This is a genomic window from Stenotrophomonas sp. YJH_SMC_36, from assembly GCF_059369935.1.
In genome coordinates, this window is record NZ_JCAFTD010000007.1 from 302328 (window position 1) to 318616 (window position 16289).

Here is a 16289-nt window from a genome sequence, read left to right on the forward strand (position 1 = left end):
TTGATGAGCAGGCTGTTCAGAAGCGTCGAGGGCGGGGAGCTGTTCCCCAACGGAAGCGTGGTCTGCATCGGTGCATTCGACGGCCTCCATCTGGGGCATCGTGCACTGGTGCGGCATGCCGTTGCGCGCGCGCGCGCCTTGGGCGTGGCTGCGGTGGCCGTGGCGTTCGAACCGTTGCCCCGTGAGTTCTTCGCCCAGGGCACACCACCACCGCGCCTGACGCTGGCACGCAGCAAGGTCGAGATGCTGCGCGAGCTGGGGGTGGACGCGGTGGGGCTGCTGCGCTTCGATGCAGCGATGGCGGCGATGCCGGCCGAAACCTTCGTCCGCCAACTGCTGGTGCGGCGACTGAATGCCCGCGAAGTGTGGATCGGGCCGGAGTTCTGCTTTGGCAACCGTCGCCGCGGTGATCTGGCCCTGCTGCAGAAGCTGGGTGGCGAGCTGGGCTTCAGCGCGGGCGAGATCGAGGCGGTCGACCTGCACGGCGAGCGCATTTCCAGTACCCGCATCCGCCAGCTGCTGCAGTCCGGCGATTTCGCCCGGGCCGGCGATCTGCTCGGTCGCCCCTACGCGATCAGCGGGCGCGTGGTGCGTGGTCGCCAGCTCGGCCGCACGCTGGGCTTCCCGACCGCCAACCTGCGTTTCCCCAAGACCCCGGCGTTGTCGGGCATCTACGCGACCTGGGTGCACGGTGTGTTCGACCAGCCCTGGCCGTCGGTGTCCAGCTTCGGCACGCGGCCGACGGTGGAGGGCGTGGAGCCGCTGCTGGAAGCCCACCTGTTCGATTTCCAGGGTGACCTGTACGGTCGCCACATCGACGTTGAATTCGTCGCCAAGCTGCGTGACGAAGAGAAGTTCAATGATCTGGCGGCACTGACCGACCAGATGCACCGCGACGCCGAGCAGGCGCGCGCCATCCTTTCCGAACATAGATTGCGAGCCACTGCGTGAGCCAGGACTACAAGACCACCCTGAACCTGCCAGCCACCGATTTCCCGATGCGCGGCGACCTGCCCAAGCGCGAGCCGGGCATTCTGGCGCGGTGGGAGGAGCAGGGGCTCTACCAGCAGTTGCGCGACAACGCCGCCGGCCGCCCGCTGTTCGTGCTGCACGACGGCCCGCCGTATGCCAACGGCCGCATCCACCTGGGCCACGCGGTCAACAAGATCCTGAAGGACATCATCGTCAAGTCGCGCTACCTGGCCGGTTTCGATGCGCCCTACGTGCCCGGCTGGGACTGCCACGGCCTGCCGATCGAGATCGCGGTGGAAAAGAAGTGGGGCAAGGTCGGCGTGAAGCTCGATGCGGTTGAATTCCGGCAGAAGTGCCGTGAGTTCGCCGAGGAGCAGATCGACATCCAGCGCGTGGACTTCAAGCGTCTGGGCGTGACCGGTGACTGGGACAACCCGTACAAGACCCTGAGCTTCGACTTCGAGGCCAACGAGATCCGCGCACTGGCCAAGGTGGTGGCCAATGGCCACCTGGTGCGGGGTGCCAAGCCGGTGTACTGGTGCTTCGACTGCGGTTCGGCGCTGGCCGAAGCCGAGATCGAATACCAGGAAAAGGAATCGCCGGCGATCGACGTGGCATACCCCGCGCGTGATCCGCAGGCCATCGGCCAGGCATTCGGCGTGAGCGTGCCGGCCGATGTGGACGTGGCGGTGCCGATCTGGACCACCACGCCGTGGACGCTGCCGGCGTCGCTGGCCGTGTCGCTGGGTGCGGACATCCGTTACGTGCTGGCCGAAGGTCCGGCGCACAACGGCAAGCGCCGCTGGCTGGTGCTTGCCGCTGCGCTGGCTGGACGTGCGCTGCAGCGCTACGGCGTCGAGGAGGTGGTACTGCACGGCGAAACCACGGGCGCTGCACTGGAAAACCAGCTGCTGTCGCATCCGTTCTATGCCGGGCGCGCGATCCCGCTGCTCAACGGCGACCATGTGTCCGACGAAGACGGTACCGGTGCGGTGCACACCGCTCCCGGACATGGCCAGGAAGACTACGTGGTCAGCCAGAAGTACGGCCTGCTCGACACGTACAACGCCGGCCAGGTGACGCCGATCGATGGCCGTGGCGTGTACCTGGAATCGACGCCGCCGGCCGGTGACGTGGTACTGGCCGGCCAGCACCTGTGGAAGGCGCAGGAGGCCATCATCGGCGTGCTGCGCGACAACGGCACGCTGCTGGCCTTCCACCCGATCCGCCACAGCTATCCGCACTGCTGGCGCCACAAGACGCCGGTGGTGTTCCGTGCCACCCCGCAGTGGTTCATCTCGATGGACAAGGCCAACCTGCGCAGCGATGCGCTGGCCGCGATCGACACCGTCGGCTGGTTCCCGGCCTGGGGCAAGGCGCGCATCCAGAGCATGGTCGATGGCCGTCCGGACTGGACGATCTCGCGCCAGCGCACCTGGGGCGTGCCGATCGCACTGTTCACCCATCGCCAGACCGGCGAGATCCACCCGCGCTCGGTGGAGCTGATGCAGCAGGTTGCCGACCGTGTCGAAGCCGAGGGCATCGACGTGTGGTACTCGCTGGATGCAACCGAACTGCTGGGCGCAGAAGCGGCCGACTACGAGAAGGTCACCGACATCCTCGACGTCTGGTTCGACTCGGGTGTCACCCATGAAGGCGTGCTGGCCGCGCGTGGCTTCGGCAAGCCGGCCGACCTGTACCTGGAAGGCTCGGACCAGCACCGCGGCTGGTTCCAGTCGTCGCTGCTGACCGGCGTGGCAATCGACAGGCGCGCGCCCTACAAGCAGTGCCTCACCCACGGTTTCACCGTGGACGAGCACGGTCGCAAGATGTCCAAGTCGCTGGGCAACGGCATCGAGCCGCAGGACATCATGAACAAGCTGGGCGCGGACATCCTGCGCCTGTGGATCGCCTCGGCCGACTACAGCAACGAGATGTCGCTGTCGCAGGAAATCCTCAAGCGCAATGCCGACGCCTACCGTCGCCTGCGCAACACCGCGCGCTTCCTGCTCGGCAACCTGGACGGTTTCGATCCGGCCCGGGACCTGCGCCCGCTCGACCAGATGGTCGCGCTGGACCGCTGGATCGTGCATCGCGCGTGGGAACTGCAGGAGAAGATCAAGGCGGCCTACGACGGCTACAACATGGCCGAGATCGTGCAGCTGCTGCTGAACTTCTGCAGCGTGGACCTGGGCTCGCTGTACCTGGACGTCACCAAGGACCGCCTGTACACGATGCCGACCGACTCGCACGGTCGCCGTTCGGCGCAGAGCGCGATGTATCACATCGCCGAGGCGTTCACCCGCTGGGTGGCACCGATCCTGACCTTCACCGCCGACGAGCTGTGGGGCTACCTGCCGGGCACGCGCACCGGCCACGTGCTGTTCACCACCTGGTACGAGGGCCTGGCGCCGCTGCCGGCGGATGCCCAGCTCAACGCTGCCGATTTCGACCAGCTGCTGGCCGTGCGCGAGCAGGTGGCCAAGGTGCTCGAGCCGATGCGTGCCAACGGCGCGATCGGCGCCGCCCTGGAGGCCGAGATCACCGTGGCCGCCAGCGAAGAGCAGGCGGCGCGCTGGCAGCCGCTGGCCGACGAACTGCGCTTCCTGTTCATCAGCGGTGACGTGCAGGTGCGTCCGGCAACCACCGACGAGGTGTTCGTCAGTGCCCAGCCGACCACCAAGGCCAAGTGTGTGCGCTGCTGGCATCACCGCGCCGACGTCGGCAGTCATGCCGATCACCCGGAACTGTGCGGCCGTTGCGTGAGCAACATCGACGGCGCTGGCGAAGTTCGGAGCTGGTTCTGATGAGCGCCGCCCGTCCGCATCCCAACGCTCTGGTCTGGCTGCTGCTGTCGGCGGCCATCATCGGCCTGGACCAGTGGTCGAAGGCCTGGGTCCTGTCGAGCCTGCCGGAGTTCCAGCCGGTGGTGGTCATCGATGGCTTCTGGAACTGGTATCGCACCTACAACACCGGTGCCGCATTCAGTTTCCTCAGCGACGCCGGTGGCTGGCAGAAGTATTTCTTCACGGCGCTGGCGATCGCCATCAGCGGCCTGATGGCATGGTGGCTGCGTGGCACCGCCCGTGGCAACTGGAAGGCCGCCGTTCCCTATGCGCTGATCATCGGCGGGGCGATCGGCAACGTGATCGACCGCCAGGTGCACGGTCATGTCGTCGATTTCATCCAGTGGTACGTTGGCAGCTATACCTGGCCGGCGTTCAACATCGCCGACTCGGCCATCGTGGTCGGTGCCATCGGCATCGCCCTGACCGGCCTGTTCGACGGCAGGTCCGCCAAAAAGGCGGATAATGCCACTCCGAAACCGTAAGCCGGCCGCTGCCGGGAGATTGAACTGATGGATGTGCTGCTCGCCAACCCGCGTGGTTTCTGTGCCGGTGTCGATCGTGCGATCGAGATCGTGAAGCGCGCGATCGAAACGCTCGGCGCGCCCATCTACGTCCGTCATGAGGTGGTGCACAACCGCTTCGTGGTCGATGATCTGAAGCAGCGCGGTGCGATCTTCGTCGAGGAACTGGACGAGGTGCCGGACAACAACACCGTCATCTTCAGTGCCCACGGTGTATCGCAGGCAGTGCGCCTGGAAGCGGAGCGTCGTGGCCTGAAGGTATTCGATGCCACCTGTCCGCTGGTCACCAAGGTCCACTTCGAAGTGGCGCGCCATTGCCGTGCGGGCCGCGACGTGGTGCTGATCGGCCACGCGGGCCATCCGGAAGTGGAAGGCACGATGGGGCAGTGGAACCAGGAAGCCGGTACCGGCCAGATCTACCTGGTGGAGGATGTGGAGCAGGTCGCCACGCTGCAGATCAACCAGCCCGAGAACTTCGCCTACACCACCCAGACCACGCTGTCCGTGGACGATACGCGCGGCATCATCGACGCCCTGCGCGAGCGCTTCCCGGCCATGCAGGGGCCGAAGAACGACGATATCTGCTACGCCACGCAGAACCGGCAGGACGCGGTACGTGACCTGGCCAAGCGCTGCGATCTGGTGCTGGTGGTCGGGTCCCCGAACAGCTCCAATTCCAACCGGCTGAGCGAGCTGGCACGGCGCGAAGGCGTCGAGAGCTACCTGATCGACGGCGCCCATGAGATCAACCCGGCCTGGGTGCAGGGCAAGCAGCACGTCGGCGTCACCGCCGGTGCGTCGGCACCGCAGGTGCTGGTCGATGGCGTGCTTGCGCGCCTGGCCGAACTGGGCGCCGGCAGTGTGTCCGAGCTTGATGGCGAGCCGGAATCGATGGTGTTCGCGCTGCCGAAGGAACTGCGCCTGCGCCTGATCGACTGACCGGGAAAGGCCTCATCCACGCATGGCGTGGATCTACTGAAACCGCTCTGGTGGGTGCAAAAACCGCTCTGGTGGGTGCAAACCAGCACAAGGTGGGTGCGAACCTTGGTTCGCACGCTTTTGGGCATGCGCGGATGGGCAGCCCGCCCATGACCTTTGGCCATGGGGCCGCGCACCACACAGGCCTAGCATCGGAGGATTCTCCGCTGTTGGAAGCCGCCCGATGAAGACCCGTGCCCTGGTGATGTCCGTGCTGTTCGCGCTGGCGGCCACACCCGCGCTGGCGCAGAGCCCGCCGCCGGCCGATGCCGCTGCGCACGGCCTGCTGCGCATCGACGTGGACGCGCGCGATCTGGCCCGGCGCATCTTCAAGGTGACCGCCACCGTGCCGGCAAAACCCGGCCCGATGACCCTGCTGTACCCGCAGTGGATTCCCGGCAATCATTCGCCCACCGGCCCGATCGACAAGCTCGCTGGCCTGCGCGTCACGGCCAATGGCAGGCCGCTGGCCTGGCAGCGCGACCAGTACAACGTCTATGCGTTCAAGGTCGATGTGCCGGAGGGCGTCAGCGAGATCGTGGCGCAGTTCGATTTCCTGTCCTCGCAGGGCGGCAACCAGGGCCGCGTGGTGATGACGCCGGAAATGCTCAACCTGCAGTGGAACGCCAACGCGCTGTATCCGGCCGGGGTCGATGCACGCCATCTGCAGGCCCAGGCCAGCGTGACCCTGCCGAAGGGCTGGAGCTATGCCACCGCGCTCGAAACAGTCCGGCGCGACGGTGACACGGTGGTGTTCAAGCCGATCACTTTCGACCATCTGGTCGATTCGCCGCTGTTCGCCGGTGAGCATTACCAGCGCATCGATCTGGACCCGGGCGCCAAGGCGCCGGTGCACCTGAACGTGTTCGCCGATGAAGCGAAGTCGCTGAAGCCGACCGAGGCACAGATCAAGGCGCACCGCGCCCTGGTGCAGCAGGCTGACCGCTTGTACGGCGCGCGCCACTACGACCATTACGAGTTCCTGCTGGCATTGACCGACCGACTGGGCGGCATCGGGCTGGAGCATCATCGCTCCAGCGAGAACAGCGCTGCGCCGGGCTACTTCACCGAGTGGGATGACTCGGCATGGATGCGTGACCTGCTGCCGCACGAGTACACGCATTCCTGGAACGGCAAGTATCGCCGTGGCGCGGACCTGGCAACCGACAACTTCAACGTTCCGATGGGTGACAGCCTGCTGTGGGTGTACGAAGGCCAGACCCAGTTCTGGGGCCAGGTGCTGGCCGCCCGCTCGGGGTTGTGGTCCACCGATCAGGCGCGCGACATGCTGGCCAATGTTGCGGCGACCTATGATCGCGGTCGCCCGGGACTGGCCTGGCGGCCACTGCAGGACACCACCAACGACCCGACCATCGCCCAGCGGCGCACACTGCCGTATCGCAATTACCAGATGAGCGAGGACTACTACTCCGGCGGCCAGATGCTGTGGCTGGAAGTGGAGGGCAGGCTGCGCGCGCTGACCGGAAACCGGCGCAGTCTGGATGATTTTGCCCGTGCCTTCTTTGGCGTAGGCAACGGTGACTGGGACGTCAATCCGTATACGTTCGACGACGTGGTGGCGACCTTGAACGCCATTGCTCCGTACGACTGGGCCGGCTTCCTGCGGCAGCGCCTGGACGGCCACGGATCGCTGACCGGCGGTCTGGAACTGGCCGGCTGGAAGCTGGTCTACCGCGACGCGCCGAACGATGCCTACAAGGCACAGGAAAAACGCGCCAAGGCGGCGCTGCTGGCGTACTCGCTCGGTGCGACGGTGATGGACAGCGGTGTGGTCGGCGACGTGATCTGGGACAGTCCCGCCTTCAATGCAGGCCTGGCGCCGGGCATGAAGGTGATCGCCATCGGTGACCGCGAGTACAGCAGCGAGCGGTTGAAGGACGCGGTTGCCGTTGCCGCCACCAACAAGGCGCCGATCACTCTGCTGGTCAAGCAGTTCGACCGCATCGTGCCGATCCGGATCGACTATCACGGTGGCCTGCAGTATCCGGTGCTGGAGCGCATTCCCGGCCGCCCGGATCAGCTGGCCGAGCTGTGGAAGCCGCGATGAGACCACGCCTGGGCGGCAGTGCGGTCCTGCTGCTGGCGGTGCTGGCCATTGTCGGTGCATTCCTGCCCGGCGAAGGCCGATGGCTGCACTGGCTGGCAAAGCCGGCAGCGACCCTGCTGATCGCGGCGATGGTATGGCAGACGCGTCCTGCTGGATCACCGTCGTACCGTCGCGCGGTGCTGGCGGGCATGCTGCTCTCGTGCGCAGGCGACATCGCGCTCATGCTGCCGATGGATGCCTTCGTCCCCGGCCTGCTGGCGTTCCTGCTGGCCCACCTCTGCTACATCGTCGCGTTCCGCGATGGTCTGCGCGTAGGCCGTGGGCTGCTCGCCGCCGCCGTGTTGCTGGGCGCAGTCGCCGTGCTCAACGTGATGGGGCTGTGGCCACATCTGCCGGCGCCGATGCGCACCCCGGTGATGGCATACGTGGTGGTGCTCGCGTCGATGGCGGTGTTGGCGCTTGCACGCGTATGGGCGCGCCCCCAAGCGGCGGAGCCGGAACCGTGCAGCGCACGCTGGGCAGCGGCCGGTGCCCTGCTGTTCGTCGCCAGCGATTCACTGCTGGCCTGGGACCGCTTCGCCGGTGGCCTGCCGCTGGCAAGCCTGCTGGTGCTGTCCACCTACTACGCGGCGCAGTACACGATCGCACGATCAGTGCGCTAGCTACTCGACGTCGCCCGCGTTCTCGCAGGTCCGCTGCCGCGGGCACAGGCGATCCAGCAGTGCCAGTGTCACCCCGTTGCTCCAGCCGAAGCCATCCTGCAGCGGATACTCGCCGCCACCCCCTCCGCCCGCGGAGCCATCGACCACGTACTTCTCCACCAGCTTGCCTTGCCGATCGTAGACGGACTGCACGGTGCGCAGGAAGCGCACTCCCAGCTGCCGCGCCAGGCGCTCCTGACCGTAGTGCTGCAGGCCATCGACGGCCACCCACTGCAGCGGTGCCCACCCGTTCGGCGCGTCCCACTGCTGGCCGCTGACGAGGGTGGTGGTCAGCAGGCCGCCCTCACGCATCAATTGTGCTTCGGCCGCGTCGGCGCTGCGTCGCGCCTGCTCATCGGTGGCGATCTTCAACCACAACGGATACAGCGCGGCAGCGGTCAGGGCAGGGCGCAGCTGTCCGCTGCGCAGATCATGATCGGCATACCAGCCCTGCGCCGCATCCCACAGCAGGCGATTGATGGCCGTGCGTCGGGCCTCGGCCCGGGCCGAGTAGTCGCGGGCCGATGCGCGGTCGCCGGCCACGCGGCTGGCCCGGGCGATGGTCTGCTCGAGGTGGTACAGCAGACTGTTCAGGTCGACTGGAACGATCGACGTGGTCTGGATGCTGGACAGTGCACTGGGGTCGTCCATCCATCGCGAGCTGAAATCCCAGCCGGATTCGGCGCCGGCGCGAAGGTCGCGGTACACCTGTGAGGGTGCCCGCTGCGGTGCCTGTGCCGCCGTCGCCAGATCGTCCGTCCACGATTCGCTACGCGGCACCGCGCGAGCATCCCAGTAGCGGTTGAGCAGGTCGCCATTAGGCATGCGCACCACGCGCTCGCGTGCCTGGCCGGGCGCAAGGCCATCGGCGCCCCGCATCCAGAAGTCGTGCTCGGTGCGCAGCTGTGTCAGATAGCGGCGGTACGCCTGATCGCCTTCGTGCGCGGCCAGCAGGGTCACCATCAGGCTGAAGAACGGCGGCTGCGAGCGGCTCAGGTAGTAACTGCGGTTGCCGTTGGGAATGTGCCCGTACTGGTCGAGCTGCCACGCGAAGTTGTCGACCATCGCGCGGACCTGGGGCCAGCGGCCACTGGAGGCCAGTCCCAGCATCGTGAAGTAGCTGTCCCAGTAATACACCTCGCGGAAGCGCCCACCGGGCACCACATACGCGTGCGGCAGCGGCAGCAGCGAGCCATGGGGATCGACCGCCGTGGACTGCCGGGTCAGCACGGGCCACAGGCCTTCGATATGCGCGCGCAGGCTCTGGCCGGCGGGTGAGACGTAGGGCGCAGGTCCATCGGGCAGGTCGAAGGCCCTGTCGACGAAGGCCTGCAGCGTGTAGCCAGGCTCTCGCTGCGCGCGCTGCCAGTCAGCCAGCAGTGCAGCCGGCGACTGCCGCGGCACAGCATCGGCAAAGGTCTTCTGGTCGGGGAACAGATGTGCGCGCTGGACCTGCTGGAAAAGCGGCTGCCAGGCCTGGTCCGGCGGCGCAGGGGTCGAAGCGGGCGAGTCGGCGCATGCCGCGCCGGTACTGAGCAACAGGGCCAGTACGCAGACGACCGGGCGGATCGAAGGACGCATGACGTACCTCACGGTGGGCGTGGCCCCACCCTAGCGCGCCGCCCGTGTCACCCGCGTGTGGATGCCAGCGGCCTCAACGGAACTGCAGGGTCAGCAGGAAATAGCGGCCCAGCGGATCATCCAAGCCCGGCAACTGTCCGCCGTTGCCGACCAGATAGTTCACCGGCTGCCGGTCAAGCACGTTGTGCACGTCCAGCGCGGCGATCACCCGCGGCCCCAACCTGCGCGCCATGTGCAGGTTCCAGCGCAGCTGCCGTGGATTCATGCAATGGTTCATCTCGCGCTGGTCATCGGGGCATTCCGCACCGGGCAGCCAGGCGCGCGTGCGTCCCACCTGGTTGCCGCGCAATGCCACGTCCCATGCCGTGTTCTGCCATTGCACGGTGAGGATCGCGGCCATTGCCGGCGTGGCATGGCCGCGAAGATCCACGCTGCCATCCTGCCCTCGTTCGCGGCGCAGCGCCTGCTGTTTCAGCGCGTCCAGTGAGAAAAGCCACTGGCCGGTGTCATCGGTGTCGACGCGGTATTCGCCGCGCATTACCCAATTGCGCGACGTCGTGCGGCCGATGTTGTCGAATGACAGGCGAAGACTGCTCAGCCGCCCTTCGTCATCCAGCTCCCACGTGCTGCGGTTCCATGCCGCGTCGGTGGGCCGCAGGGCAAGGATCTCGTTGCGCAGCTCGACGATGTTGTGGGTCAGTGACAGCGAGAACACGTCGTTGGGCGTCCACGTGGCTGCCAGCGAATGGCTGCGTGAACGCTCTGCCTTCAGCGCGTCGTTCTCGGCGACCTCCACGTTGACCAGGCAGCTGCCGTCGATCGCGGGCTGTGCGCAGGGCGGCAGGCCCGGCGAGGCCGGCAGCGCGACCAGGCCGAAGTAGCCAGGGGGGCGTCGCTGCTCGAACAGGCTGGGCGCACGGTAGCCTTGTCCGCTGGTCAGCAGGAACGACCAGTGGGGCGTTGGACTCCAACGCAGTCCCGCGCGTGGCGAGAACGCCAGGTAATCGCCATCGCGGTCCCAGCGTGCGGCCACGTCCATGCGCAGCGAGCGGCTGAGCGGCAGGCCGACCTCGGCATAGGTGGCTCCGCTGCGACGTGACAGGCGTCGCTGCTGCTGGGGCAGGCCCAGTGCCAGATCGCCCTGGATCAACAACGGATCGGGTAACGAGGCCCATGCTTCGTAGCGCAGATCGACGCCGGTGGCCAGCTGGGCCGGCCCTCCAGGCAACTGCATCAGTTGCCGCTGCATGCCCCACCAGCCCTGCCACTGGTCAGTGCGTCCACGATTGCGGATCGACGGGAACAGCTGTTGCGCTTTGTCCGCACGCAGCGAGGTAAAGCCGGGAAGGTAGTCCAGTGTCTCGGCGGCGTGCAGCAGCGGTTCGGTGCGCACGGTGCCCGGCGTGACCAGGGTGACCTGGCTGCGTTGCGCGCTGATGCCCGCATCCCAGCTGCGTGACTGCTGCTCGCGACCGATACCCAGGGTGATGTCGGCATCGCTGGCGCGCACGTGCGGGCGCACGCTTCCGGCCTCGCGCAGGACGCTGTTGAACGTGATGCCGTACAGGCCGATGGCAACGGCGGTCGGCCCCAGGTCGAAACGCTGCCGATTGTGACTGCCACGTGCTTCCAGATAGGCGTAGCGTCCTTCGCCACGCTCGTGCCGGTAACGCAGGTAGGCCGAGGCAGTATCCGACGCGGGCTGCAGCGAGCGCGGCCGCGCGCTGTCGAACCAGCAGCCATCCTCACGCTGCATCAAGGGACCTTCGCAGAGTTCGGCGGGGATGTACGCGCCGTCGTAGAACGCGCCGATCGGATACAACGACGTTTCCGCATGCCACGCGCGGCGATCGCCGGCCACGTGCTCGATGCGATGCAGGTCCAGGCCGGCGAACCAGCGGTCTCCCCCTTCGCGCACGCCGCCGTTGGCGATCTGCAGGCGATTCTGCTGCGCGTCGCCGCGGCTGCTGATGCCCGATTGCACCGTCGCCTCCGGGCCTTCGGCCTGTTCGCGCAGGATGATGTTGACCACACCGGACATCGCGTCGGCACCATAGATGGCCGACGCGCCTCCGCGCACCAGCTCGATGCGTTCGATGAAACTCAGGGGAATGCCGCCCAGATCGGTGAGCCCGCCCTGTTCCAGCGACACCATCGGATAGCGTGGCAGCCGCCGGCCGTTGACCAGGAACAGGGTCGCACGCGGCCCCATGCCATCCAGGCTGGTGGTGGCGGCAGCGCCCACCGGCAGGTACTGCGAATCGCCGCCGCGCGACGTGGTCATCGCCGGGTGGCCGTTCATGCCGGGAAGGTGCCGCAACAGGTCGAACAGGCTGCCGTAACCACTGCGCAGGATGTCTTCGCGATCGATGATCGTCATCGGCAGCGTCGTCTGCACGGAGGTGCGCGGCAGGCGGCTGCCGGTGACGTGTACCGGTGCCAGTTCCACCTGCGCGGGGGCCAGTGCGACGGGCGGCGGCGGCTTGGGCGACGTCACGGTCGGGGCACGTGCAGGGGGCGCGGCAGAAGCAGCGACGCGGCGGATGACGAACGCCCCCGAGGGCGTGCGCAGGATGTTCACCGGCATCCCGGAGACCAGCTGCTTGAGAGCGATCGCCGGTGCCTGCCGGCCGTCGGCGCCGGGGGTGTGCAGGCCCGTCAGCTCGCGGGCGTCGAAGACCAGGGCGATGCCGCTCTGGCGTGCCCATTGCTGCAGTGCCGGTGCCAGCGGGCCGGGTGCGATGTGGTAGTCGACATTGGCGGGTTGCTCGCGGGCGTGGGCCGGCGCGGCGCTGGCAGCGCCGAACATGACCCACAGCAGCCCCCGGAGCAGCCCCCACTGCAGCGCGCCCGGTCCTGCCATCACCGCCTTTCTCCTCAGTAGGTACGCCGCAGTTCCAGCGCGCCATCCGGGCGCGCCTGGCCGGCAACCGACCATCCCAGCTCCAGCGCAGACAGCAGTTCCTCTGCGTCGCCTGCACGGAAGGTGCCGCTGACCGCGAGACTGGCGATCTCCGGATCGGCGATCACCATCTGCGTGCGGCCGTAGCGGTTCATGCGTTCGACCACGGTCGCCAGGGGAGTGGCATCGAACACCAGCCGTCCCTGCAGCCAGGCCTCAGCCGCTTCGGTCGAGGCGAGCGCAGGGCCCGGCTGGATCCGCCCGGAGGGCAGTACCTGCAGCTGCTGGCCCGGGGCCAGCGTGTGCTGCGCGCTGCCGCTGGTGACCTCCACTGCGCCTTCCAGCAGGGCGACCTCGACATGGCCGTCGCGCAGGCGCTCCACCTGGAAGGTGGTTCCGATATCGCGGATCGAACTGTTGCCTGCCTGCACGCGCAGGGCCTTGCGCGACGGTGCCACCTGCAGTTGCAGCCGACCCTGCTCCAGGACCAGTTCCCGATGGCGCCAGCCCATGCGCACGGTCAACGTGGTCCCTGCGTCCAGGATGGCGGAGCTGCCATCGGCCAGCGTCTGTTGGCGGGGAGCAAGGCTGTCGTTGGCATAGATGCGGGGCGTGGGATTGCCATCGGTGGCGACCATCCAGCCCATGCCGATGGCAAGACAAAGCGCCGCCGCAGCAGCGACGTCGGGCAGCCAGCGGCGCCGGGCCGGACGCGCGGCGCGCGCCGCCGCCGTGCGCAGCCACGGATCCTGGGCCAGGCCCGCACTCTGCTGATAGAGCGTTTCGGCCTGTACCCACGCCTTGACGTGGCGGGTGTCCTGCGCCAGCCAGTCTTCGAAGCGCTCGCGTTCCTCGGGCGTGCAGTCGTGTGCCTCCAGGCGCGCCACCCAGGCGCTGGCGCGCTCGAACACTCCCGCCTCTTCCGTGTGCCGGGTGCTGATCATTCGTTGTCCCTGTCGTTGTGCAGCGGGTGTGGCCCCAGCTCCTGACGAAGGCCCTGCAGTGCACGGGCGATGTGTTTTTCCACGGTCTTGGCGGTGATGCCACAGTGCTGCGCGATCTGCGTGTAGCTCATCCCGGTGATCCGGTTGAGCAGGTACACCTCGCGCGCGCGCTCCGGCAGTTTGAACAGGGCCTGCCGGAGCAGGGCGAGCATCTGCCCGGATTCGGCCTGGCGCAGCGGGTCGGCTGACGTGCTGGAGGGCTCGTCGCTGCCATCGCGCTCGGCCAGCGACAGATGCGGTCTCGCCTGCGGCGAGCGGCCGCGGTCTGCCAGGCGGTTGCGGGCGATACGATACAGCAGCAGGCGCAGTTCCTCGGTGCCGTGCGCGCGATAGCGGATCAACCGTTCCATGCAGTCCTGGGCGATGTCCTCCGCATCCTCCGGGCCCACCCCACGGGTACGCAGGAAAGTGCACAACGGCGCGCGCTCTTCCCTTACGAACGTGATGAAGGCGTCCGGAGGCCCAGGCGGATCCGGTGCGCGATGGATCAGGGGGGACGAAGCGGACAGGGCTGGCCTCGGGCAACGATGAGGGGGGGGCGTCACCGAGTTTTACGCGACGATGACCGGATGGGGAAGAGCCGCCGGCCTGCACGTGTCGATCATGAATTCGTTCACCTTTCACTCGGATGGCCACTGGGGGTGTTACCGCCCTTTCTGCGTTTTTAACTTTGCCGGAGGCTGTATTTCTCCTGTAAAAGCGTTCAAGAGCGCTAACTCAGCCACAGTTTTGACTGCCAACTTGATCTGAATCCGTTCATTCTTTTCCATGGCATGCAGCGGGGGAGGGCCTCCCGCTCTGACGTTTAGCTTCCCGTCCGCGTGTTGCGGGGGGAGAGAGAACGGTATGAAGCAGTCCAAGTTGAGTCTGGCCCTGGCCGGCCTGATTGGTGTTGGCGTCATGGTCAAGGCTGATGACGCCATGGCAATGAACTATCACGTGCAGGGAGACCGCATCTTCCTCAGCGGTGGCGTCACCTTCGCCGACGTCGTTTCGCTGCCGGCGCTGCTGGCCAAGGCGCAGGCCGAGGGGCGGCCGATCCGGGAGGTGGTGCTGCGTACCTCCAACGGTGGCGCGCTGATCGCCGGCGAGTGGCTGCAGGGGGTGATCCGCACGTCCGGCCTGAACACCATCGTATCGGGCCACTGCATCTCGTCCTGCTCGATCATGCAGTCCGGGGGCGTGGAGCGCTATCTTGCCGGTGATCTGCCGATTGTCGATTCGGTGGAGATCCATGCGGCCAACAACGGCAGCAATGTGATCTACGAGCCGTCGCCGCGCATGACCCAGATCTACACCGGCAACTATGGCGGCGGCATGGATGCTGGGCTGCTGCACAAGGCGATGTACGAAGTGGTCAAGCCCAACGGCCTGCTGGTGTTCCGCGATCCTGCGCGCACCCCCGGTACGTCGGTCACGTTCGATCCGGATGGCAGCGGCAGCGCGCTGGAGTCGTTCCCTGGGCAGGACATTCACAGCAACCGGATCATCACCGCAACCGGCTATCGTGATCCGGGCGATACGTTGAATGTCACTGCGGACGTCACCGGTGACATCAATCCGGGCTACCTGCGGTCGGGACGCCAGCTGCAGACCTTCGTCGATGATGACTTCGCGCGCTGGAGCACCGACCGGCCGTCGGCGTACTTTTCCTACGCACTGACCATCTACAACCTTTCCAGCACGGGTCCGCAGGGCATCGGCGCTGGTTCGGTGCAGGATTATCTGAGCGATCCCGGCGTGCAGGCCCTGCTGCTGTCCAAGCTTCGGCTGGGCGATCTGGACGCGTCCACGCTGGACGATTCGATGGGCGTGATCCGGATTGCCAATGGCGCTGTCTGGCGCTCGTCCGCAACCACCGGTGCGGACTTCATGCTGGTCGACAATGGCACCATCGCCCTGGAAGGTGGCGCCCTGCGTGCCCCGGAAGTGCGTGTGCTCGGTGCGGGCATGCTGGTCGGCCACGGCGACGTGGCGGGCACGGCGATGGACAGCACTGCATTGCTGGGTGGCACCGGCCCGTCCTGGCGCGAGGATGGCTTCAACCGCCTGCGCGTGTTCGGCACGCTGATGCCGCGCGGAGGTGATCTGGTCACCCATGGCTACGTCAACATCATGCCCGGCGGCAAAGTGCTGTTCGACGTGACCGAGAGCGGCGGCAGTGCCGGTGGTCGCGTGCGCGTGGGTAATTTCTTCGACCCGTCCACCAACAAAGTGCTCAATGGCGCGCTGGTGATCTCCAAGGGCGCCTTCCTTGAACTGAACGTGGCGCAGGGCTATTACAGCAAGGACTTCCGTCGCGATCTGGTTGAAGGCCCGATCTACCAGGATGGCTTCCAGGAGGTCGTGCGGCTGGGCGACACTGGCTACCGCGCCAGCATCAGCGGCGGTGAGGTGTTCCGTCCGCGCCACAACTCGCTGTTGAGTTTCAATGTCAGGCAGACGGCCGACGGTCTGTGGCTGACCGCCAACCCGGGCTTCGACCAGTGGGATCTGTTCGCCAACGGCCCGTCCGGTGATGACCTGGGGCGTGTGCTGGGAGCTGCATCCGATCGCCAGGACAGTGGCCTGAAGCCGCTGCTGGGCGCATTGCAGTTTGCCGACCGCGACGTGGTCGCGCAGCAGGCCGGTGCGCTGCGTGGCGATGCGCATGCCACCCTGCGCCTGGCCGACAACGCCCTGCTGGGCAGCATCGGCAACGTGGTCCAGCAGC

The 16289-nt window shown here is 67.0% G+C and carries 10 protein-coding genes and 1 pseudogene; 7 read left to right on the forward strand and 4 right to left on the reverse strand.

What is annotated here, in order from left to right:
• Positions 1 to 3 precede the first annotated feature (3 nt).
• The 6 genes from AC5P76_RS15530 to AC5P76_RS15555 all read left to right on the forward strand — a co-directional run bounded on the left by AC5P76_RS15530 (position 4) and on the right by AC5P76_RS15555 (position 8050).
• Complete coding sequence (locus AC5P76_RS15530; RefSeq protein WP_053516122.1) at positions 4 to 951, forward strand: bifunctional riboflavin kinase/FAD synthetase; 948 nt, start codon at positions 4 to 6, stop codon at positions 949 to 951.
• Entirely contained in the window at positions 948 to 3779 is a 2832-nt protein-coding gene (ileS, locus tag AC5P76_RS15535) for an isoleucine--tRNA ligase (RefSeq protein WP_065181117.1), read from the forward strand. The genes AC5P76_RS15530 and ileS overlap by 4 nt, the downstream gene beginning before the upstream one ends.
• Positions 3779 to 4303: a signal peptidase II gene (gene lspA, locus AC5P76_RS15540; RefSeq protein WP_065174616.1), complete on the forward strand. Its 525-nt coding sequence runs from the start codon at positions 3779 to 3781 to the stop codon at positions 4301 to 4303. Before ileS ends, lspA begins: the two co-directional genes overlap by 1 nt.
• A gap of 27 nt (positions 4304 to 4330) precedes the next feature.
• Positions 4331 to 5281, forward strand: a complete 951-nt coding sequence (gene ispH, locus AC5P76_RS15545; protein ID WP_065174617.1) for a 4-hydroxy-3-methylbut-2-enyl diphosphate reductase — start codon at positions 4331 to 4333, stop codon at positions 5279 to 5281.
• Between the two features lie 223 nt (positions 5282 to 5504).
• Entirely contained in the window at positions 5505 to 7388 is a 1884-nt protein-coding gene (locus tag AC5P76_RS15550; protein ID WP_253120403.1) for a M61 family metallopeptidase, read from the forward strand.
• The gene (locus AC5P76_RS15555; protein ID WP_253120406.1) at positions 7385 to 8050 is read left to right on the forward strand and encodes a lysoplasmalogenase; all 666 of its coding nucleotides are present in this window, start codon (positions 7385 to 7387) and stop codon (positions 8048 to 8050) included. Before AC5P76_RS15550 ends, AC5P76_RS15555 begins: the two co-directional genes overlap by 4 nt.
• Here the strand turns inward: AC5P76_RS15555 and treA are convergent, their stop codons facing one another.
• The 4 genes from treA to AC5P76_RS15575 all read right to left on the reverse strand — a co-directional run bounded on the left by treA (position 8051) and on the right by AC5P76_RS15575 (position 13992).
• Positions 8051 to 9670, reverse strand: coding sequence for an alpha,alpha-trehalase TreA (gene treA, locus AC5P76_RS15560; RefSeq protein WP_253120409.1), 1620 nt, complete (start codon positions 9668 to 9670; stop codon positions 8051 to 8053).
• A 73-nt stretch (positions 9671 to 9743) separates the two neighbouring features.
• Positions 9744 to 12533, reverse strand: a complete 2790-nt coding sequence (locus AC5P76_RS15565; RefSeq protein WP_253120412.1) for a TonB-dependent receptor plug domain-containing protein — start codon at positions 12531 to 12533, stop codon at positions 9744 to 9746.
• Positions 12534 to 12547: 14 nt separating this feature from the next.
• The gene (locus AC5P76_RS15570; protein ID WP_253120415.1) at positions 12548 to 13516 is read right to left on the reverse strand and encodes a FecR family protein; all 969 of its coding nucleotides are present in this window, start codon (positions 13514 to 13516) and stop codon (positions 12548 to 12550) included.
• Entirely contained in the window at positions 13513 to 13992 is a 480-nt protein-coding gene (locus AC5P76_RS15575; protein ID WP_229765781.1) for an RNA polymerase sigma factor, read from the reverse strand. Before AC5P76_RS15575 ends, AC5P76_RS15570 begins: the two co-directional genes overlap by 4 nt.
• Positions 13993 to 14422: 430 nt before the next feature.
• On the opposite strand from AC5P76_RS15575, the pseudogene AC5P76_RS15580 reads away from it, so the two are divergent.
• Positions 14423 to 16289, forward strand: a pseudogene (locus AC5P76_RS15580) (autotransporter outer membrane beta-barrel domain-containing protein); the annotation flags it as partial.